The following is a 19,389-nucleotide window of genomic DNA, read 5'->3' on the forward strand; positions in this document are numbered from 1 at the left end:
TCAATTTTGTACGACGTGGGAGGAATCGTAGCATCGATGGACGAGGTCGTCATTCATCCAATTTGCGGCGCTCCGCGGAGCGCGCGTGGCCTTCGAGGCCCTCGAGCCGCGCCAACGCGATCGCGTCGTCGACGAGTTCCTGGGAGGCCTCGAGGTCGTCCATCTCCATCCAGGTGCGCACCCGCAGGAAGGTGAAGACCGACAGGCCGCCGGTCGAGCGGGCGGTGCCGCCGGTGGGCAGCGTGTGGTTGGGGCCGGCGCCGTAGTCGCCCAAGACCTCGGCGGTGCCGTGGCCCACGAAGAGGCCGCCGTAGTGGTTGACCTTGTCGGCGACCTGGGCGGCGTCTTCGACGATGACCTCGAGGTGCTCGGCGGCGATGCGGTCGCACAGGTCGATGCCCTGCTCGACGCTCTCGGCGATGACGGCAAAGCCGTTTTCGAGGGCGGCCGAAGCGGTCTCTTTGGTAGGCAGAATGTCGAGCTGGCGCACGAGTTCGTCGTCGACGGCCTTTACGAGCGCTTTGTCGAGCGAGATGAGAATCGGCAGCGCGTCGGGGTCGTGCTCGGCCTGCGCGAGCAGGTCGGCGGCGACGGTGACCGGGTCGGCGGTATGGTCGGCAAAGACCACGAGCTCCGAGGGCCCGGCGAGCATGTCGATGCGCACCCGCCCGCTGACGAGCTTTTTGGCCGCGGTGACCCAGCGGTTGCCGGGGCCGACGACGACGTCACACGCGGGCACTTCGCCCGCACCGTAGGCCATCGCGGCGATGGCTTGCGCCCCGCCGATGCCCAGCAACGCGTCCGCGCCGGCGACCGCAGCCGCGGCGAGCGTGACCTGGTCGGGCTTGGGCGAGGCGACCCAAACGGTCTCGACGCCAGCGACGCGTGCGGTGCACGCGGTCATCAGCACCGACGACGGCAGCGGGAAACGCCCGCCCGGCGCGTAGCACCCGGCGCGGTCGACCGGCACGACGGTGTGCCCTGCCCGGCCGCCTGGAATCGGCACGTCGACGTCGGTAATGGCGTCGCGCTGCGCCTTGCAGAACGCCTCGATCCGCTCGGCGGTGCGCTCGAGCACGCCGCGCTGCTCGTCGGGCAGCTCCTCGAGCGCGGCCTCGAGCTGCTCGCGCTCGTAGATCGCCGGCTCGCCGTGCTGGATATCGCCCAGGCGCAGCCCGTGCTCGTACAGCGCCTCTTCGCCGCGCTCACGCACGTCGTCGACGATCTTCGCGGCCTCGCGAAGGGTGTCGGCGTCGACGGCGTCGCGGCGCAGGTAGGGGACTTCGTCGGGGGCGAGTAGTTTGAGGAGTTTGGTTTTCATCGTTCACTCTTTTGCGTCGCCTTTGCGGCGGGTGACCTTCAGGGCGCGGCGGTCGAGTTCGCGTTCGACGTCGCGCAGGCTCACGCCTGCTTTGGTGGCGGCGACGAGGGCGAAGTAGAGGACGTCGGCGGTCTCCCAGGTGACTTCGTCTTTGGTGTCCGCCTCGGCGAGTTCGCGGGCTTCTTCGAGGAGCTTCTTGCCCAGAAGCTCGGGGTCTTCGAAGAGTCGCTTCGTATAGGAACCTTCCGGGGCGTTCTCGAGGCGGCTCTGCAGCGTGCGCTCGAGGGCGGTGAGCCCGTCGTCGTCGCCCCAGCAGGTGCGCGTGTCTTTGTGGCAGAAGCCGGGCCCGTGCTGGCGCACGCGGAAGCGAACCGCGTCGGAGTCGCAATCGAGGTCGATGCTCAGCAGGTCCTGGGTCGCCCCGCTCGTCTTGCCTTTGACCCACAGGCCGCGCGAGCGCGACTGGTAGACTCCCTGCTGCAGGTCGACGGCCTCGCGCAGGCTCTCGTCGCTCGAGTAGGCTAGGCCCAGCGCCTTGCCGTATTCGTCGCACACCACCGTCGGGTAGAGCCCGTCGGGGCGGTCGGAGCTAATCGGCGCGCAGATAGCGTCGGCCAGGTGAATCTTGTCGGTGTAGAGCGCCATGCCCACCTGGGCGTCGACGCCCAGCTTGTGCAGCGCGGCGAGCTCGTCGAGCGTGCTCACGCCGCCGGCGACCGTCAGGTGAGCGTCGCCGGCTGCTTCGAGCAGCGCCTCGACGCGCTCGAGGTCGGTGCCCTCCAGGCGCCCTTCGCGCTCGACGAAGGTGACCATGAAGCCACCGACATACTCGCGAAGCTCCTCCATGCGCTCGACCACCCCGCGGCCCGTCTTGGTCTGCCAGCCCTCCACAACGACCTCGCCGTCGACCGCGTCGAGCGCGGCGATGACGCGCTCGGGCGGAAGCTCGCGCAGGATCTCCGGCCTGGCGGCGGTGCCCAGAATGATCTTGTCGGCGCCGGCGTCGAGCCACTCGATGGCGGTGTCGACGTCGCGGATGCCGCCGCCCACGCGGACTCGGCCCATCGAGCACAGCTCGCGGATGAGCTCTTTATTCGAGCCCTTGCCGAGCGCGGCGTCCAGGTCGATCACGGCGACGTCGCCGGCGAGGCGAAACTTCTCCATGATCGGGCGCGGGTCGCCGGCGTCGACTTCTTTGTCTTCGGCTTTGCCGCCTACGAGTTGGACGGCGTTGCCGTCCATGATGTCTATGGATGGGATGATCATTGAAAGTCCAAGCCTTTGGAGGCAGACCTTCCAGGTCTGGTCCAGCGCTGGAAGCGCTGCCTCCTATTGTCGTCAGATGCTCTGTCGAACCTCGAAGCCAGCTTCCGCCAACTCCTCTTTGACCTCGGCGACCGTGTAGTCGCCCTCGTGGAAGATCGAGGCGGCGAGGACGGCGTCGGCGCCGGCGTCGAACGCTTCGGCGAGGTGCGTGGGGTTGTCGGCGCCGCCCGAGGCGATGATCGGGATGGGGACGGCGTCGGAGGCGGCTTCGAGCAGCGTCAGGTCGTAGCCCTCGCGGGTGCCGTCGCGGTCCCAGCTCGTCAGCAGGATTTCGCCGGCGCCGCGGCGGTAGACCTCGCCGATCCACTCGATGGCGTCGATGCCGGTGGGCTTTCGGCCGCCGCTGACGACGACCTCCCAGCTCCCCTGCCCGTCGCCTTTGGCGTCGACGGCGATGACGGTGCACTGGCTGCCGAAACGCTCGGCCATCTGGTCGACGATGTCGGGGTTTCGGACCGCGGCGGTGTTGATGGAGACCTTGTCGGCGCCGGCGTTCAGAAGTTGCTCGGCGTCGTCGAGCTCGCGCACGCCGCCGCCGACGGTCAGCGGGATCGACAGGCGCTCGCGGATCTTGCGCACGGTCTCGAGCTGCGTGCCGCGGCCCTCGGGGGTCGCCGAGACGTCGAGCATGACGATCTCGTCGGCGCCCTGCCCTTCGTAAGCCGCCGCGAGCTCGTCGGGCGCGCCCTGGTCGCGAAGGCCCTGGAACTTGACGCCTTTGACCACGCGGCCGTGTTTGACGTCGAGGCATGGAATGATGCGTACGGTCAGCATTGTAGCCACCTCTCGAGCAAGCCGAGGCCCCATTTGCCGGAGATCTCCGGGTGGAATTGGCAGGCCAAGATATTTTCGCGCTCCATCGCCGCCACAAAAGGCCCGCCGTGCTCGGCCGTCGCCGGCGACCAGCCCTCGGGCGCCTCTCGGAGGCGGTAGGAGTTGGCAAAATAGGCGTAGCCGCTGGTCAGGAGCCGACACGATTCGTCGGCGGCCACGCGGTTCCAGCCAAATTGGGGGATGCGCACGGTGTCGGGAAAGCGCGTGATCTTGGCGGGCACGATGCCCAGGCCCTCGACGCCGGCGCTCTCCTCGCTCTCCGCGCACAGGAGCTGCAGGCCCAGACATACCGCCAAGAGCGGTTTTCCGGCCGCGGCGCGCTCGACGAGCGCCTCGCGCATGCCCAGCTCCTCGATGCGCTGCATGCCCGCGCCGAACGAGCCGACGCCGGGGAGCACGACCCAGTCGTCGCCGCGCACATGGTCTGGATTTTCGGTCAACTCCGGCTCACCGCCCAGGCGGCGAAACGCGGCCATCATCGAGGCGATATTGGCCACGCCGGTCTTGATGATATGGACCTTTTTGGTCGCCATCGTCACAACACTCCTTTGGTGCTCGGCACGTCGTCGGTCCCGGTGCGGGCGACGGCCTTTCGAAGAGCAATCGCCATCGCCTTGAAGGCAGCTTCGGCCCGGTGGTGGTCGTTGTCGCCGCGCAGCACGTCGACGTGAATCGCCGCGCGCGCCTCCATGGCGAACGATTGGAAGACATGGCCGATATTCTCGCAGGCCAGCTGGCCGATCGACTCACGCTTCAGCCCCAGGTTGACGACTGCGTAGGGCCGGCCGGACAGGTCGACGACGACGCGGGCGAGCGCCTCGTCGAGCGGGGCGTAGGCGTGGGCGAAGCGCTCGATGCCGCGGCGCTCGCCGAGCGCCTCGTGAAAGGCACGGCCCAGCGCCAACGCGCAATCCTCGACGGTGTGGTGGTCGTCGACCTCCAGGTCACCGTCGCACTCGAGCTGCAGGTCGAAGCGGCCGTGCTTGGCCATCGCGCCCAACATATGATCGTAGAAGCCGATGCCCGTCGAGATGTCGGACGTGCCCTCTCCGTCGAGGTTCAGGCGTAGCCGAATATCGGTCTCGCGGGTGGTTCGCTCGATTCTGGATTCACGACTGCTCATGGCAAATACTCCTCGAGTTCGTCGACGCCGTGCAACACGACCGCGCAGCCCGAGCGGGTCAGCGCCGGCTCGAGCACGTTGTGGTCGTGGCCGGGCGCGATCATGCCGATGGGAAGCACGCGCGCGCCGCGCGCGGCCTTGGCGTCGTCGGGTGTGTCGCCCACGAGCCAACCGGTACGCGCGTCGAGCCCTTCCAACAAGAGTTCGACCGGCTCCGGGTCGGGCTTGAGCTTGGCATCTTCCATGCAGACGACCGCGCCGAAATACTCGGCGATGCCCTTCTCGCTCAAAAAGCGCTCGGCGTCCTTGCGCGGCCGCCCGGTCACGATGCCGAGCTTGTAGCGCTCGGCCAGCGAGGCCAAGTACTGAGATTCACACAGCAGCGATTCGGTGCGCCGAAGCCCGGGCTCCTCTTCGGTGCCCTGATAGATCTGCTCGAAGCGCTCGGTCACCTCGTCCAGGCTCGCCTCGACACCGCGCTCGGCGAGCATGCGCCGGGTCAGAATCCAGTCGTTGTTGGCGTCGCCGGCGGCCTTGGCCTCGGAGATGTCTTCGGGGGTGAGCTCGACGCCGAACGACTCGGCCGTAGCGACGATCGATTTGCGGTACGACTGGGAGACGTCGGCCAGAACGCCGTCGAGGTCGAAGAGGATCGACTCGGGGGCGAAGATCGTGTCGATCGCGTGCTGCAAGCGCTCGAAATTGGCCTCGTCGCCCGGGCAGGTGATGCGCAGCGCGTCGTCGAGCAACTCGTTGCCCGGAAAGGCGCGCACCATGATGCCCATGCCGGCCAGTGCATCGCGCACCCAGAGGGCGTCGTCGGTGCGCGCGAACACGAAATTCCCCTGCGACGGCGTGACACGAAGCCCCGCCTCGCTCAGGCGCGCCTCGAGTGCGCCGCGCTCCTCTTTGACGCGTTCGACAAACGAGGCGACCCGGGCGTCGCCCTCCTCGAGCCTGCGCGCCACAAAGGCGAGCGAGGGACCCGAGACCGCGTACGGCAGGCCGGCGGTGTGCATCCAGTCGATGACCTGCGGGCTGCTCAACGCGTAGCCGACGCGCACGCCGGCCATGCCCCACGCCTTCGACATCGTGCGCGTGACGACCGTGTTCGGGTACTCGAGGGCGACCTGGGTGAGGTTCTCCTCGCCGAACTCGACGTAAGCGTGGTCGACGATGACGAGCGCGTGCGGCGCGGCTTCGGCGATGCGACGCACGTCGTCTGCAGTCGCCACGGCGCCTGTCGGGTTATTCGGGCTGACGATGGCCACCAACGTGGTCTGGTCGTCGATGGCGTCGAGGACCGCCTCGGTCGGATACTCCGGCCCCTCCCAGGGCACCGAGACGACCTCACCGCCGGCCCGCGCGGCGAACCGGCGAAACATGACGAACGTCGGCTCGGGCAGCACCATATTGCGGCCCGGGGCGAGCAGCGCCCGGCAGATGCGGTCGAGCGCGTCGTCGGCGCCGGCGGTCACGATGACCTGCTCGCGGTCGACCCCCTCGCGCTCGGCGATGAGCTCTTCGAGCGGCTTGGCGTTGGGGTAGTCCCGGAGCAAGTCGACGCCGCGCTCACCGAGCGCGTCCAACACGGTGTCGGTGGGCGCCGGCCCCTCATTGCCGTGGAGGTACAGGTCGACCGGAATCTCCGGGCGCGGCACCGAATAGGCGGTGATGCCAGTGATGGCTGGGGATGGTTTGAGTTTTGGCATGGGTTCGCCGTTCAAGGAACAATCTGAGCCAACGAAGTCACCACGATATCCGTCCCGCCATGCTCTTTGAGCTCGGGAATGACCGTCGGCAACACGTCGCGCGGCACGGCCGCTTTGACCGCATAGCCCGACTGACTGTGCAGCGGCGAGATGGTCGGCTCGCGCATGCACGGCAGGACATCGACGAGCTCGTCGAGGCGGTCGGCGGTCACGTTGACCTCGACCATGACGCGAGCGCGCGCCTCGAGCACCGAGCGAAGCACCATGACCAGCCGGTCGACGGCTTCTTTCTTGTCGGGGTCCTCGAGTACGTCGGGGTGGGCGTACAGCCGCGTCGACGAGGTCATCAGCTCACCGACGACCTCCAGATCGTTGGCTTCGAGCGTCGAGCCGGTCGCCGAGTTGTCGACGATGCAGTCGGCATCCTCGGGCGGGAAGACCTCGGTGGCGCCGAAGGACTTGACCACGCTGGCGTCCAGCCCCTCGTCTTCGATCCACTGCTCGGTCAGGCGCACGTACTCCGAGGCGATGACCAGGTGACGGTCGGGCAAGCCGCCGTCGTGGGCGTCGAGCAGCTCGCGCGGGGCGGCGGCGACCAGACGCACCGGGTCGAGGCCGGTGTCGAGCACCTCGACGAGCTCGGCGTCGAGCTCGGCGACCCAGTCGGCGCCGGCAAAGCCGATGTCTCGCGATCCCAGATGGAGCATCTCGACGATATTCTGCGGCTTGAGCAGCTTGACCTCGACGCCCTCGAGCGAAATCTTGGGACGATAATTGCGGCTGCCGTGATGCAGACGGATGCCGGCTTCGGCCAGAAGGTCGAAGACGGCCGTTTTCATGTGGCCTTTGGGCAGAGCGAGGCGAAGTAGCGGGGTTTCTTGGGTTTCGTCGCGGGCAGGCATCGTCGTGCTCCTGTGTGTAGGTCACAGTGGGTCGCTGAATGTATATGCCCTCGGGCACTGGGAATCAACTGCAGCGCTTCCCAAAAGGCCCGGAATCCTGTACCACATCGCGTTGTTGAACTGATTCGAGATTGTCTACCCAGCCACCCTTTGTTGGCGAAGATGAACGATATATCCAAAGCAGACCAGCCCCAATCAGACCAGCAAGTTGACCAGCCCGACGCTGACCAGCCCCAGTCAGGCCAGCAAGCTGACCAACAGGAACAGCAAGTCGTCGAGACCGACGTCACTCGCGTGCAGCTCGGCGACACCGAAGTCATCCTCATCGGCACCGCGCATATCTCGCAGGAGTCGGTGGAGACTGTCGAGCGGGTCATCGAGGCCGAGCAGCCCGACGTGGTCGCCGTCGAGCTCGACAAGGAGCGATTCCAGTCGCTGCGAAACGAGACCAACTGGGAAGATCTCGACCTGCTCGAGATCATCAAGAAGGGTCAACTGACCTTCTTGCTGGCTCGCCTGGCGCTGACCGCCTTCCAGAAACGCATGGGCGGCTACACGGGCGTGAAGCCCGGCGCCGAGATGTCGGCCGCCATCGAGGCCGCCGAGGCCAACGGCGTCGAGGTCGAGCTCATCGACCGCAACGTGCGCACCACCTTGTTGCGCGCCTGGCGAAACACCCCCTGGTGGCGCCGCGCCGAGCTGGCCATGATGCTCATGATGGGCGTCTTCCAGCGCGGCGAGGTCAGCGAGGAGGAGCTCAGCGACCTGCGCGAGATGCAAAATATCTCGGTCATCCTCGACCAGCTCGGTGAGGCTCTGCCCGACGTCAAAGAGGTGCTCGTCGACGAGCGCGACACCTTCATGGCGCACAAGCTGCAGAATATCGACGCCAAGAAGGTCGTCGCCGTCATCGGCGCCGCCCACAAACCCGGCATCCTGCGCCAGATCGAGCAAGCGATTCCCGAGGCGACCGTCGAGGAGATTTCGACCGTCCCGCCCAAGCACCCGATCTCGAAGGTGCTCCCGTGGATCCTGCCGGCCATCGTCATCGGCGTCTTCGTCTGGGGCTTCTTCAACGGCGACACCACCCAACTCAAGACCGCCGCGTGGGCGTGGGTGCTGTCGAACGGCATCCTGTCGGCCCTGGGCGCGGTCATCGCGCTGGCCAACCCACTCACGGTCATCGCCGCCTTCATCGCCGCCCCGCTCACCTCGTTGAACCCCACGGTGGGCGCAGGCATGGTCACCGCGCTCGTCCAGACGATCGCGTCGTCCCCCAAAGTCAGTGATTTCCAGACCATCGGCGACGATATCGCCGAGTGGAAGGGATGGTGGAGCAACAAGCTCGGGCGGGTGTTGTTGGTGTTTTTGTTCTCGTCGATCGGCAGCTCGATCGGGACGTTTGTGGCGTTTGGGTGGTTGAAGAATCTTCTTTGAGAATCCCTTGCTTCCCGTCGCGTCCCCTCCGTCGGCTTCCGCTACGCTACAGCCGACACCTCCCCTCGCGCTGAAAAACGCGCTGGGGAGGAACCTGCACCTCTGAACCACCTACCTTCCTTGCAATCCCCTTCCCCAGCGCGCTTTTCAGCGCATGGGGAAGTGCCTCGCGTAGTCTGCGAGGCGAAGGGGACGTTACAAAAAGCGAGGGATTCACAGTAACAGCCGGGGCGCGGTGCTCTGCGCCGCCGCGATGCGTCTCGCGTCGCCTCGCGTGGTCGACCTGCTTGCCGACCGCGGCTCGACCGCGCAAGCAACCTCGTGTACGCTTCCTGCAAACCAAACCTTCGATACGCTCTCGAACCGTCGAGGGGGATCCCATGACGACAAACAGCTCTCTCGACTTCTGGCGAGGCACGCTTGCGGTCTTGGTGTTGGTCGCTCTTACGGGCACATCGGCGACGGCACAGGCCGATGACAGCATGCAGGACGAGTGGTACGGCTGGCAGATCATGCCCGTCGACGCCGCATCAGTTGGTCTGATGGTGTGTGGCATGGCCGAACTCGAACAGACCGCGATGTTCAGCGGATTCGCTGGCTATGCGCTGGGAGGGCCGATCGTTCATCTGGCTCACGAGCAGTGGTGGAAGTCGGTGGGTAGTCTGGGCCTTCGGCTCGGGGTTCCGACGACCAGTGTATTAATCGCCAGCGCTTTCAGCTCGAGCAGCGGCAATTCCCAGGCAGCGTTCGCTGATGCGATGGGCAAAGGGATCTTGGCGTTGGGGCTGGGCGCCGTAGCCGCGATGGCACTCGACTACATATTCCTCGCCCGAAAGCCCATGCCCTCGTCGAATAGCTCGGCTTCCCAGGTGCAGATGCTACAATTGCGATGGCAGTTTTGAGCTCGAGGTCTCACGGTGTCAGCCACCGTCTTGCCCGGCCTAGACACGAAGTGGGCGCGGGCGCTGGAACATGGTGCAACATACCATGGTGTTCGAGAGAAGGTGACGGAAGCGATGGCCCGGCAACACTACCACATCTTGTTGTTCACGCTCGTCTGCTGCAGTTGCTCGACAACGAGCGAAGTTGAACATGGTGCGACGCGCCCGTCCCGACCAGTGTCGGCAGCGACGAAGCCAGTCGAACAGCGTACTGAGGGGAACGCTGCTCGACTACCTCACACTGTTGGCATACGTGCCGAGAAGGCCGAGAATGATAATGTCGACAAGCCCTGCGAGATGTTGACGTGGAGCTTTGCTACACCGGACTCAGCAGAGTTGACTCAGTATCAGCCGCCTCAGTGTACCTACCCAGGGACCTATCCAGCGCAGCCCGTCTCACCGTCCGAAACACGCGTCTTTCTTCCTAGCGGCGACTCGAATGAATTCTATGTCGTCGAAGCGCCTCATCTAATGGATTTCTTGGGAGGCAAGCGCGGTCCGAGCCAGACCTTCGAGCCGCCGGTCAAGGAGGGATGCGATCAGCGATGGACTCCGGTGCAGTGGCTCGATGACTGCGCATTTCTCTTCGAGGTGGGCATCTGCGATGTCGAAGAAGCGTTTATCAAAGACTTCTGTACTGACGAGTTGTCACAAATAACAACGCGCGAACGCTCTCGCGCCGGAGACCTACAAATGCGCTCCTCGGTTTCAGGCGACTACTTGTTGATACGGCGTGGCGAACAATGGCGAATCGCCTCTCGCGAGGACGTCGCGGAAGGCGGCTTCGAGCAATCTCAGCCGATCGATGTTGGGAAGCAGCAGGAAGTCCGCGGCAACAATTTTCGGGCAGAGAGGTTGCCCGACGGCAAACTCGAAGTGATTTGGATATCGGCAGGTCAGTGACATTCACTTTGCATCTCGGCATCTGTCGTCTGTCATCCGCCGCAGATCCTGAGCCTCATTGTTCCTAGACCACGTTCGGCGGGCCGGAGGCGCCGCCGGCGGTCGCGACGACCGCGCCCCACCTCAGCTGAACGCCACAACCAAGCCGGGGCGCGGTGCTCTGCGCCGCCGCGACGCGTCTCGCGTCGCCTCGCGTGGTCGACGCGCGACCGCCCACACACGTTTGGCGGTCGGTCTAACAGTCTTGGTTGAACTACTCGTCGTCGCCGGTCGGCGGCGTCGGAGGGAGCTTCTGAGCGCCGTGCAGCACAGCTAACACTTCCACGGCGTCGTCGGTGGTGCGATAAATCACTCGGTAGGAGCCGCGCCGATCTCGCGAACAGAAGCCGTGCCGTATTCAGGCACAGCCCTGCCAGACTGAGGGAAAGTTTCCAGTCGTGTTGGAGCACTGAGAAGGTCGGCAACGACGCGATCGGCCTCAGCTGGCGCGTCTTCAGCGATGTACGCGCGAATCGACTCGAGGTTGCGAGCGGCGTTGGCGGTCCAGCGAACCTTCATTCGTCATCCAGACCAAGACGCTCGCGCAACTCCTCGGTGCTCATCGTACGTCCTGCTTCGGCATCTTGCAGACCCTGCTCGATCTGCTGACGCACGTGCATTGCGTACTCGAGGTCTTTCCATGTCGCGTCTTCGGGAAGCTCGTCGATTAGACGGTGTGCTTCTTCTTTGATGTTCGGGGTCGCCACAACAAGCCTCCGGTCTCGAGTTTCCCGACAATCTTACCACTTTGGCGTCAGTTTCCAACCTGGGAGCCGGGAGGTTGACGCAGTAAGATCCGCTACCGTTTCACCTCCCTTGCTGGCTGAGAAGTCCCCTCCGTCGGCCTTCGCTACGCTACAGCCGACACCTCCCCTCGCGCTGAAAAACGCGCTGGGGAGGAACCTGCACCTCTGAACCACTTCCCTTGCCTGCAATCCCCTTCCCCAGCGCGCTTTTCAGCGCATGGGGAAGTGCCGAGCGCGCCGGGAGATAGGATCGAAGAACGCCCCCTGAAGGGTGTACGGTGTGGTTGCGATTCCAATCCACCATTCACCCAAAAGGAGGCGTGATGAGTACTATGTACGTTGGCGCAGACATTCACAAGTCGACCTCAACCGTTGTGGTCAAAGACGAGCAAGGGAGGACGGTAAGCAAGTGGGTCGGCCACACCAGCGCAGAGAATCTGTCGACGCAGGTCATGGCCATCCCCGGTACAGTGCACATGACCTTTGAAGAGTCTCCGTACGCTGCTTGGATGTGGGATACGCTGCATCCGCTTGTCGACAAGCTGGTGGTGTGTGACCCGAGACGAAACAAGCTCATTGCCGAAGATGACAAGAGTGACGAAATCGATGCGGAGACCCTGGCTGATCTGCTCCGCGGTGGATTCCTCAAGCCAGTGTACCATGGCTCCCATAGCAGCCGTGATATTCGCCATCTGGTCAAGAGTTATCAGCAGGTCATCTCGGATCGAGTGCGCATTAAAAACCGTTTATGCGGGCTCTTCGACGGCTACGGTGTTCGGACAAACGCCAAAGAGCGCTACACATGTGATCAAAAGGCTCGCGAGACACTGCTCAAGAAGCTTCCAGGGCGCGGCATCCAACAGCGAGGGCGTCGACTCTATGTCCAGCTTGATCTGCTCGATGAACTGGTCGACGAGGCCCTTCGAGACATGATCGCTGAGGCTCGGCGCTTCGATGCCTTCGAATGGATCAAGAGCATCCCGGGATTCGGTGATAAGCGAGCTGCCGCGACCATCGGCTGGGTGCGCACCCCCCATCGGTTTCGAGGCAAGCGCCAGTTCTTCAAGTATGTCGGATTGGCTGTCGTGCATCGAAGCACGTCAGATTGGAGGCAAGGAGCAAAAGGCCTCGAGCGAAAGAACAATGGCCAGACGATGGGGCTCAACAACAAGTACAGCCGGCCGCTCAAAGATATCATCAAAGGCGCCGCAGTGACGGCCGCAACGACGGACCCGGCATGGGGCGCACATGAGGCTGCACTGATCGATGACGGGATGGACCGGGAGATCGCCCGGCTGACCATCGCCCGGAAGCTCGCGTCGATCTTATTGTCCATCTGGAAACGAGGAGAACACTACAACGCAGAAAAGACAGTGCTAAGAGGGTCGTGACGTCCACCTGACTCGGAGCGCCAGCTGGCGAGTCCGTGAACAGCGTGGGACGACCTGGTCGGGAAGAGACTCTCGTCGCTTCGTGAGCCGGCTCAAGCCAGCCGAGTTCCACTGGGAGATTAGTCCACCCGCATGACCAGAACTTATCTTGGCCCTCGAGGTCCAAATAGGAGCGTGGTCGGCACTTTTGCTACGACCCGATTTAGATAAATGCCCCCCATGAGCATTCACCCAGACTTGTCGCAGGAGATCTCCGAACATACGGGGGTTCCGGACGACACAACCGGTGTTGCCGGGGGCTAGAAGCTCAAAAGACGAGGGCCCCTTGGAACGAACCACTCTGCTCTTGACCTTCTTCTTCATAGGAGCGAAGCGACCAAGTACCCTTGGGGTGCAGTCTGCGAGGCGAAGGGGCCCGTGCAAAAAGCAAGGGATCTCACTGAGAGCTCACCGCCCCCCACCCTTCACTTCCACACCCGGCCTGCCGCCGCGGTCTTTCATGTTGTTCACGATAAAAACGCTGGCGCCGAACGGGCCGCATTGGCGCTGGTCGCGCCAGAAGTTCCAGTGGATGTAGACCTTGCCGTCGGGGCTGACGATCTCGCCGGGGGGGCTGCGGTGCGGCCCGATCATGTACGAGATGGAGACGGCCTCGGCGTCGAACATCAACTCGCCGGAGGATTCGACGATATTGACCGAGTCGACCTTGCCTGACTTGGCGTCGATGACGAACTCGAGCTTGCTGTTGAGGCTCGAGTCGTTGAGCGGGTGGCCGGCCGGGTACTGGGTGTCGAGGCGCGGCAGGTAGCTCGCGCCCCAGTGGGCGTGGATCTTTCGGTGGATGCGGCCGATGTAGTTGGCGTAGATCGCCGGCTTGGCGTTGACGCCGGTGTGGTTGCCCGGTTTGACCTCGGTGATGTGGTTCTCGAGGCTGGCGCGGACGGCCTTCTCGCGCTCCTTCCAGCCGGCCAAAAGCTTGCGGCCCCGCGTCTCTTCTTTCATCTGGCTTTTGAGCTTCTTGTCGGTCTCGCCGAAGACCTTGTCGTAGTCCTTGGCGGAGGGCTGGAAGAGCTTTTGCGGGTTGACCTTGCCCGACTTGCGCTTGACCACCGGCGAGTCGCTCGCCTCTTTGCGAGCCTCGAGCGCGCCCTCCTCGGCTTCGGCCTCTTCGGCCAGGGTCGGCTCGGAGGCCTCCTGGGCCTGGGGCGGCGTCGGCTCCTGTTCGGTGGGCGCGGGCTTGGTGGGCTCTTCGACGGGTTCGGTGCGCGAGGCGAGCTCTTCGGCCTCGTTGGATTTCTCCTCCGAGCCGGTCAGCTCCTCAATCTCCTCGGGGACGGTCTTTCCGGGGAGCACGTCCTTGGTCGTCGTCTCGCGGGCGCGGGTCTCCTCTTCGACCTTGTTGGCCTGCTGCGACAGATAGTCGGCCTTCTCGGGCATCTCCTCGTTGGTCTGCTGCTGGACCACCTTGCGGTTGAGGTCGACGTCTTCGAGCTCCTTCTTCTCTGTCTGTTCCTCTTTGGGCTCGGGCTTTTCTTCTTCTTTGGGCTCGATGGGCTCGAGCGGCTCGGTCTCGACGAGCTTGTCCGGCTCGGGGTCGGACTCCGGGTCGGGTTCGGCCTCTTCGAAGGTCGTGGTGACCTCGAATTCCTTGTTTTCTTCTTCTTTGGCCCGATTCTTCCATTCGGCGAGCTTGGGCGGCAGGAACACTGCCACGATGATCAAGTGGACCACCACAGAGACCACCACCGCGATCCATGCTCCCTTCTTGTTGTCGCGTTGTGGTCTTTGGGTCATCTTGTCATTGGCTCGCAACGGATGTACAAGCACGGGCCGAGGGCCCGTTCACCGTATGGCAGCGTCAGCTGCATGGACACAAACACACGATGGCTCAACATCTCTTCCATTCGAGGCCGCTTTTTCGGCTCGCCAGTCTTCTCCTCGCGGTCGCCTTCGCCGTTTTATGCGGCTGTTCGCCGTCGATAGGCGACGAGTGCGAGACCGGCTCGGACTGCCCGTCGGGCGTCGGCGCCATCTGTGACAACACCGTCGAGGGCGGCTACTGCACCGTCCCCAATTGCCAGCCGGGCACCTGCCCCGAAGAATCGGTCTGCGTGGTCTTCGATCGCGACACGCGCTTCTGCATGGCGATTTGTGAAGACGACGCCGAGTGCCGCGACGGCTACGCCTGCCGCATGGACAACAACTTCGAGGGCGAGCCGTTCGGCTACTGCTACGAGCCGCCGGCCGAATAAGCCTCACAAGCGAGCCCACCGGGTCGAATCATGGCCTCATTTTGACCGACACCGCAACTGAGAGCAACGTCTCAGACCCGCGCGTCGGTCTAATCTCTTCGATTCCCTAACAAAACTAAGGCACTCCTACTCCAGAACCAGAGTTTTGGCTTCGTCAGGCCAGTGTCTGTCGGCTTGTCCTCCTTCGACGGAGCGCTGCTACGCCTCAGTCGGCCAAACCAACATCCATCTGACCTGACTGTGCCAATTCCTCCGGCTTCCGAAGTAGGAGCGCCTTAGTCGCGATTGTTTTGTCACAACGTCATCGGGTACTCTTTGGGCGCGATGACTGATGTGAGTCGACATATCGTGGTGTGGCTGGCGTTTGTGTGCCTGGCGTTCGCGGCCGGCACCCTTTCGGGGTGCTTTACCGACTACTCGTGCACCGAGATCGGCTGCGAGGGCAACCTGCAGTGCAACGCCTCCACCGGCAAGTGCGAGGCGTTGGTGCGCTCGTGCCAGCCCGGAAGCTGCCCCAGCGGAACCGTGTGCAACGAGTCGACCGGCATCTGCCAGTCGGCCGGCGCTCGGTGCGTCGACGACAGCTGCCCGGCGCGCCAAGTGTGTAACGCGCAGACCGGATTTTGCGAAGCCCGCTCCAACTGCGAGCTCGATCCGTGCGCCTCGGCCGCCGAAGAGTGTGACACCCTCACCGGCCAGTGCGTGCCGCGCTCGTGTGCGGACGACTCGGAGTGCCCGTTTTCGTTCTATTGCGCCGCCTCGGGCGTCTGCCGCTCGGGATGCCGCGTCGACGAAGCCGACGCCTGTCCGGACGGCGAATTCTGCCGCGCTGCCGTCGGCGAGCCCATTGGACAGTGTCGCGAGCAATGCCATGCCGACGATGATTGCCCCCTGGGCCAGCAGTGCGAGCAGACCCGCGACGGCTCCTCCTGCGAGCTCGAGCCCCCCTGCGCCGAAGACGAAGACTGTCGCGGCCAGGCCGTCTGTCGCCAAAATCGCTGCCAGCCGCCGCCGTGCACCGCCAACGCCGACTGCGCCGGTGATGAAGTCTGCGACTTGGCCACCGGCACCTGTGTCGGCGGAAACTGCGAGGAAGACATCCACGCGCCCAACCAGACTCCGGATGAGGCCGCCGAACTCGACCCGGGAAGTTTCGCGCAGCTGCGGCTGTGCCCCGGCAAAGCCGACTGGTTCTCCTTGAGAATGCGCTCGTCGGACGCCTTCGAGCTTCGCCTGGAGCACGCCCCTTCGGCCGACCTCGACATCTTCGTCTGGGGTCCCAACGGCTATCTGCTGGCGGCCAATCAGCAAACCGGACCGGTGACCACCCTCGAGGTGAACTCGCAGGTCACGCAACAGGTCGCCGTCCAAATCGTGGGGCTCGACCTCGACGAGGAGACCTACGATCTCGAGGTGACTCGCAATCCCGACGCGCTCTTTTGCCGCGACGACACGTCCGAGGAGAACGACCACCCCGGCCAGCCGGTGGTGCTCCCCACCGATACGAGCGCGCCGTTCGAAGCCTCGCTGAGCGTCTGCGGCGCTGATGAAGATTGGTTTGTCTTGCCCGAACTGCAGCGAGACCAGGGGCTGGTCGTCGCCCGCTCCGAGGTGACCTCGCAGCTCGTCGTCGAGCTGCTGACGCCCGACGGTTATACCTACGCGCTCGCCCCTCCCTCGGCCATCGAGCCCGACGAGATCCGCCTCGAGCGCCTTGGCGCCGAGGGGGACTATCTGTTGCGGGTGCGCGACTGGTTGTCGCGCGCAGGCACCTATCGGCTGCGCACCCAGGTGCTCGCGCCCTTCGACTGCCCCGACGCCACGGCCCACAACACGGCCGAGACTGCGGTGCAAGTGCCTATCAACGCCGTCCAACTCTACTCGTTCTGCCCCCTCGAGCAGGCCTGGGAGATCGACTGGCTGGCGCTCACGCCCGCGCAACAAGACGGCACCCTGACCGCGCAAGTCGTGGCAGTCGGCGACCTCCCCGACCTCGACGTCGTCGTCTTCGAACAGACCGTCGACGGACTCGAGCGCGTGCGAAGCGCCGCGCGCACCGACCAGTACTACCAGGTCCGCCTGCCGGTCGAAGCCGGGGAGTCCTACCTGTTCCGGATCAGCGCCAACGGCGTGCCCGGCCGTATTGTCGACGGGGTGAACTACCAGGTCTTCTACCGCTACGAGTCGTCGGACTGACGGGCGTCGAGCGACTTCTGAATCTCGCGGAAAATCCCGAACCACAACGATTGCTCGCGCTGGTCGAGACCGGCGCGCAGCAGCACGCTGCGCACCGTGCGCATGATGTGTTCATTGGTGGGCGTCTTGAAGAAGCCGACCCGGTCGAGCACGCCTTCGGCGAGGCCGAACATATGCTCCATCGTCTCGAGTCGCGCCGGCGGATGTTCACTCTCGGGGCGAGTCAACTCGATGCCCGGCGCTTCGACGGCGATTCCGCTGGCGACGCGAAACACCTCCCAGACATTCAAGAGCACCGCCTGTCCCAGGTTCAGCGAGCTGTAGTCGGGACGCGTCGGGATGGTGACCACCGAGCGGCACCGATCGATGGCGGTATTCGGCAGGCCCGAATCCTCGCGGCCGAACAAGTAGGCGACCTTGCCGGTCTCGGCCACCTCGATGGCCTTGTGCGCCGCTCCGCGCGGCTCGGTGAAGACGCGCTGGTGGTGGCGCGGCCTGGCGGTGGTGCCGATGGCGTACACGCATCCCTCGAGCGCCTCCTCGAGGTCGTCGCAGCGCTTGATCTGCGAGATGACGTCGTCGGCCTTCGGCGCGCTGATGGCGATACGCTTCGGGTCGGCTTTGCGCGGGCGAACCAGTCGGATGTCGGTCACGCCGAAGTTCTTACAGGCGCGCACCGTGTTGCCGATATTGATGTCGTCTTGCGGCTCCCACAGCACGACGACCACGTTGTCGAGAAGCTCGCGGGCCTCCCGTTGCTCTCGTTGTTGGTCTCGGTCTTGCTTTTCTTCAGTCATGACGTCTTTCTCACGGTGCTTCAAAAGCAAAAGCCGCCCCGAAGGGACGGCCTCTGCTCTACGAATGTTTTGCGGACTTAGGACGAGCCGTCGTTTCGCCGCTTGGGCTTACGAAGGAAGGTAGGCACGTCCATTTGCTCTTCCTCGGTCGGCGTCAGGCCTCCGGTCGCCGGACGAACGCTGCCGGTCGGCGTGCGGATGAAGCTGGCGCGGCGGTCTTCGTCTTCCTGCTCGCGGTCCTGAGCTTCGAACGTCCCGCTGGTGACGTGGCGGCGACGTTGCCGCTCCTGAGTCTCGTCGGGCTGCGTCTGGTCGGCCTGCGACTCTTCTTGACGCGTCTGTCGCGCGGTGCGCCGGCTGCTTCGACCCTGGTTGCGGCTCTGGGCCTGGTTGGCGACCGACTCCTTCTTCTGGCGACTCTGCTCGAACCCGGTCGCGATGACCGTGATCTGGATCTCGTCGCGCATATCCTCTTCGATGACGTTACCGAAGATGATGTGGGCGTCTTCGTCCGAAGCCGACTCGATGAAGCTGGCCGCGTCGTTGATCTCTTTGAGGGTCAGATCGTAGCCGCCGGTGATATTGATGAGAATACCGGTGGCGCCCTCGATGGAGACGTCTTCGAGAAGCGGCGAGGAGACGGCCATCTCGGCGGCCTCCAGGGCGCGGTCGGGTCCGCTGGCGCGGCCGGTGCCCATAAGCGCGAGGCCCTTGCTGTTCATGATCGTGCGCACGTCGGCGAAGTCGACGTTGACCAAGCCGCGCACGGTGATCAAATCGCTGATCCCTTGGACGGCATGCAGCAACACCTCGTCGGCCTTCTTGAACGCCTCCAAGATGGTGGTGTCCTCGCCGGAGATGGCCAGCAGACGCTGGTTGGGGATCGTGATCAGGGTGTCGACCGCCGAGGCCAGGTTCTGGATGCCCAGCTCGGCCTGCCGGCGGCGCCGCCGCCCTTCGAAGTGGAAGGGTTTGGTGACCACACCGACGGTCAACGCGCCGATCTCGCGACCGATATTCGCGATCACAGGCGCAGCGCCCGTGCCGGTTCCGCCGCCCATACCCGCCGTAACAAACACCATGTCTGCGCCGTGGAGCGCTTCCTCGATGCGCCCCTGATCCTCGAGCGCGGAGTTGCGTCCGATCTCGGGATCGGCTCCCGCGCCAAGCCCCTTGGTCAGGTTGCCTCCCAGCTGGACCTTGACCGGAGCGAGGTTGTTTTCGAGCGCCTGGAGATCGGTGTTGGCGGCGATAAACTCGACGCTGTCGATCCCCTCGGTGATCATGGTGTTGATGGCGTTACCCCCACCGCCGCCGACGCCGATCACTTTGATCTTGGCCGACTCTGGTAGCTGGTCGTCATCGAATTCGAGCATGGTGAGGTACCCCGATGTATCTACAACTCAAGACGTGCAACGGCTGATTTCGCGCCCATTTCGTGGCGTGGTGGGGAAGATAACACTGCCCCT

Annotated in this window: 17 protein-coding genes and 1 pseudogene; 6 read left to right on the forward strand and 12 right to left on the reverse strand. The window is 64.4% G+C overall.

Annotated elements, in window-relative coordinates; translation table 11 throughout:
• Window positions 1–49: 49 nt before the first annotated feature.
• The 7 genes from hisD to hisG all read right to left on the reverse strand — a co-directional run bounded on the left by hisD (window position 50) and on the right by hisG (window position 7,218).
• Complete coding sequence (gene hisD, locus FIV42_RS29590; protein WP_141201194.1) at window positions 50–1,321, reverse strand: histidinol dehydrogenase; 1,272 nt, start codon at window positions 1,319–1,321, stop codon at window positions 50–52.
• Between the two features lie 3 nt (window positions 1,322–1,324).
• Window positions 1,325–2,587, reverse strand: coding sequence for a phosphoribosyl-ATP diphosphatase (gene hisE / locus FIV42_RS29595; RefSeq protein ID WP_141201195.1), 1,263 nt, complete (start codon window positions 2,585–2,587; stop codon window positions 1,325–1,327).
• A 72-nt stretch (window positions 2,588–2,659) separates the two neighbouring features.
• Window positions 2,660–3,421 carry an imidazole glycerol phosphate synthase subunit HisF gene (hisF, locus tag FIV42_RS29600; protein ID WP_141201196.1) on the reverse strand — a complete coding sequence of 254 codons (762 nt, stop codon included), beginning with the start codon at window positions 3,419–3,421 and terminating at the stop codon, window positions 2,660–2,662.
• Window positions 3,415–4,014 carry an imidazole glycerol phosphate synthase subunit HisH gene (hisH, locus tag FIV42_RS29605; protein WP_141201197.1) on the reverse strand — a complete coding sequence of 200 codons (600 nt, stop codon included), beginning with the start codon at window positions 4,012–4,014 and terminating at the stop codon, window positions 3,415–3,417. The genes hisF and hisH overlap by 7 nt, the downstream gene beginning before the upstream one ends.
• A 2-nt stretch (window positions 4,015–4,016) precedes the next feature.
• The gene (gene hisB, locus FIV42_RS29610; RefSeq protein WP_141201198.1) at window positions 4,017–4,604 is read right to left on the reverse strand and encodes an imidazoleglycerol-phosphate dehydratase HisB; all 588 of its coding nucleotides are present in this window, start codon (window positions 4,602–4,604) and stop codon (window positions 4,017–4,019) included.
• Complete coding sequence (locus FIV42_RS29615) at window positions 4,601–6,316, reverse strand: aminotransferase class I/II-fold pyridoxal phosphate-dependent enzyme (RefSeq protein ID WP_141201199.1); 1,716 nt, start codon at window positions 6,314–6,316, stop codon at window positions 4,601–4,603. Before FIV42_RS29615 ends, hisB begins: the two co-directional genes overlap by 4 nt.
• Window positions 6,317–6,327: 11 nt before the next feature.
• Window positions 6,328–7,218 carry an ATP phosphoribosyltransferase gene (gene hisG / locus FIV42_RS29620; RefSeq protein WP_141201200.1) on the reverse strand — a complete coding sequence of 297 codons (891 nt, stop codon included), beginning with the start codon at window positions 7,216–7,218 and terminating at the stop codon, window positions 6,328–6,330.
• 162 nt (window positions 7,219–7,380) lie between these two features.
• Here hisG and FIV42_RS29625 point away from each other — a divergent pair, with 162 nt between their 5' ends.
• The 3 genes from FIV42_RS29625 (at window position 7,381) to FIV42_RS29635 (ending at window position 10,499) form a co-directional block, all read left to right on the forward strand.
• Entirely contained in the window at window positions 7,381–8,655 is a 1,275-nt protein-coding gene (locus FIV42_RS29625; protein ID WP_141201201.1) for a TraB/GumN family protein, read from the forward strand.
• Between the two features lie 380 nt (window positions 8,656–9,035).
• Window positions 9,036–9,557: a hypothetical protein gene (locus FIV42_RS29630; protein WP_141201202.1), complete on the forward strand. Its 522-nt coding sequence runs from the start codon at window positions 9,036–9,038 to the stop codon at window positions 9,555–9,557.
• 15 nt (window positions 9,558–9,572) lie between these two features.
• On the forward strand, window positions 9,573–10,499 hold the full coding sequence (locus FIV42_RS29635; protein ID WP_141201203.1) for a hypothetical protein: 927 nt from the start codon (window positions 9,573–9,575) through the stop codon (window positions 10,497–10,499).
• 253 nt (window positions 10,500–10,752) lie between these two features.
• On the opposite strand, the pseudogene FIV42_RS31535 reads toward FIV42_RS29635, so the two are convergent.
• Both FIV42_RS31535 and FIV42_RS29650 read right to left on the reverse strand, forming a co-directional pair.
• Window positions 10,753–11,057, reverse strand: a pseudogene (locus FIV42_RS31535) (type II toxin-antitoxin system RelE/ParE family toxin).
• A complete protein-coding gene (locus tag FIV42_RS29650) occupies window positions 11,054–11,245 on the reverse strand; it encodes a hypothetical protein (protein ID WP_141201205.1) in 192 nt (63 codons plus the stop codon). Before FIV42_RS29650 ends, FIV42_RS31535 begins: the two are co-directional and overlap by 4 nt.
• 362 nt (window positions 11,246–11,607) lie before the next feature.
• On the opposite strand from FIV42_RS29650, the gene FIV42_RS29655 reads away from it, so the two are divergent.
• Complete coding sequence (locus FIV42_RS29655; protein ID WP_141196007.1) at window positions 11,608–12,675, forward strand: IS110 family transposase; 1,068 nt, start codon at window positions 11,608–11,610, stop codon at window positions 12,673–12,675.
• Window positions 12,676–13,122: 447 nt separating this feature from the next.
• Here the strand turns inward: FIV42_RS29655 and FIV42_RS29660 are convergent, their stop codons facing one another.
• Complete coding sequence (locus FIV42_RS29660) at window positions 13,123–14,469, reverse strand: hypothetical protein (RefSeq protein ID WP_141201206.1); 1,347 nt, start codon at window positions 14,467–14,469, stop codon at window positions 13,123–13,125.
• Window positions 14,470–14,558: 89 nt separating this feature from the next.
• Here FIV42_RS29660 and FIV42_RS29665 point away from each other — a divergent pair, with 89 nt between their 5' ends.
• Together FIV42_RS29665 and FIV42_RS29670 are read left to right on the forward strand one after the other, a co-directional pair.
• On the forward strand, window positions 14,559–14,927 hold the full coding sequence (locus FIV42_RS29665; protein ID WP_141201207.1) for a hypothetical protein: 369 nt from the start codon (window positions 14,559–14,561) through the stop codon (window positions 14,925–14,927).
• A gap of 333 nt (window positions 14,928–15,260) precedes the next feature.
• A complete protein-coding gene (locus FIV42_RS29670) occupies window positions 15,261–17,123 on the forward strand; it encodes a hypothetical protein (protein WP_141201208.1) in 1,863 nt (620 codons plus the stop codon).
• Here FIV42_RS29670 and FIV42_RS29675 read toward each other — a convergent pair.
• Together FIV42_RS29675 and ftsZ are read right to left on the reverse strand one after the other, a co-directional pair.
• The gene (locus tag FIV42_RS29675) at window positions 17,105–17,920 is read right to left on the reverse strand and encodes an RNA methyltransferase (RefSeq protein WP_141201209.1); all 816 of its coding nucleotides are present in this window, start codon (window positions 17,918–17,920) and stop codon (window positions 17,105–17,107) included. The two genes, FIV42_RS29670 and FIV42_RS29675, sit on opposite strands and share 19 nt — an antisense overlap.
• Window positions 17,921–17,997: 77 nt before the next feature.
• Window positions 17,998–19,296, reverse strand: a complete 1,299-nt coding sequence (ftsZ, locus tag FIV42_RS29680; RefSeq protein WP_141201210.1) for a cell division protein FtsZ — start codon at window positions 19,294–19,296, stop codon at window positions 17,998–18,000.
• Between the last annotated feature and the right edge of the window lie 93 nt (window positions 19,297–19,389).

Source organism: Persicimonas caeni, from assembly GCF_006517175.1.
Lineage (GTDB): Bacteria > Myxococcota_A > Bradymonadia > Bradymonadales > Bradymonadaceae > Persicimonas > Persicimonas caeni.

Bases quoted from the DNA above. Each gene is read 5' to 3' on its own strand.
- FIV42_RS29615 (WP_141201199.1), bottom strand. From the start codon at position 6,316: ATGCCAAAACTCAAACCATCCCCAGCCATCACTGGCATCACCGCCTAT.
- hisE (WP_141201195.1), bottom strand. From the start codon at position 2,587: ATGATCATCCCATCCATAGACATCATGGACGGCAACGCCGTCCAACTC.
- hisB (WP_141201198.1), bottom strand. From the start codon at position 4,604: ATGAGCAGTCGTGAATCCAGAATCGAGCGAACCACCCGCGAGACCGAT.
- FIV42_RS29660 (WP_141201206.1), bottom strand. From the start codon at position 14,469: ATGACCCAAAGACCACAACGCGACAACAAGAAGGGAGCATGGATCGCG.
- hisD (WP_141201194.1), bottom strand. From the start codon at position 1,321: ATGAAAACCAAACTCCTCAAACTACTCGCCCCCGACGAAGTCCCCTAC.
- ftsZ (WP_141201210.1), bottom strand. From the start codon at position 19,296: ATGCTCGAATTCGATGACGACCAGCTACCAGAGTCGGCCAAGATCAAA.
- FIV42_RS29665 (WP_141201207.1), top strand. From the start codon at position 14,559: ATGGCTCAACATCTCTTCCATTCGAGGCCGCTTTTTCGGCTCGCCAGT.
- FIV42_RS29675 (WP_141201209.1), bottom strand. From the start codon at position 17,920: ATGACTGAAGAAAAGCAAGACCGAGACCAACAACGAGAGCAACGGGAG.
- FIV42_RS29655 (WP_141196007.1), top strand. From the start codon at position 11,608: ATGAGTACTATGTACGTTGGCGCAGACATTCACAAGTCGACCTCAACC.
- hisF (WP_141201196.1), bottom strand. From the start codon at position 3,421: ATGCTGACCGTACGCATCATTCCATGCCTCGACGTCAAACACGGCCGC.
- FIV42_RS29630 (WP_141201202.1), top strand. From the start codon at position 9,036: ATGACGACAAACAGCTCTCTCGACTTCTGGCGAGGCACGCTTGCGGTC.
- FIV42_RS29625 (WP_141201201.1), top strand. From the start codon at position 7,381: ATGAACGATATATCCAAAGCAGACCAGCCCCAATCAGACCAGCAAGTT.
- hisH (WP_141201197.1), bottom strand. From the start codon at position 4,014: ATGGCGACCAAAAAGGTCCATATCATCAAGACCGGCGTGGCCAATATC.
- hisG (WP_141201200.1), bottom strand. From the start codon at position 7,218: ATGCCTGCCCGCGACGAAACCCAAGAAACCCCGCTACTTCGCCTCGCT.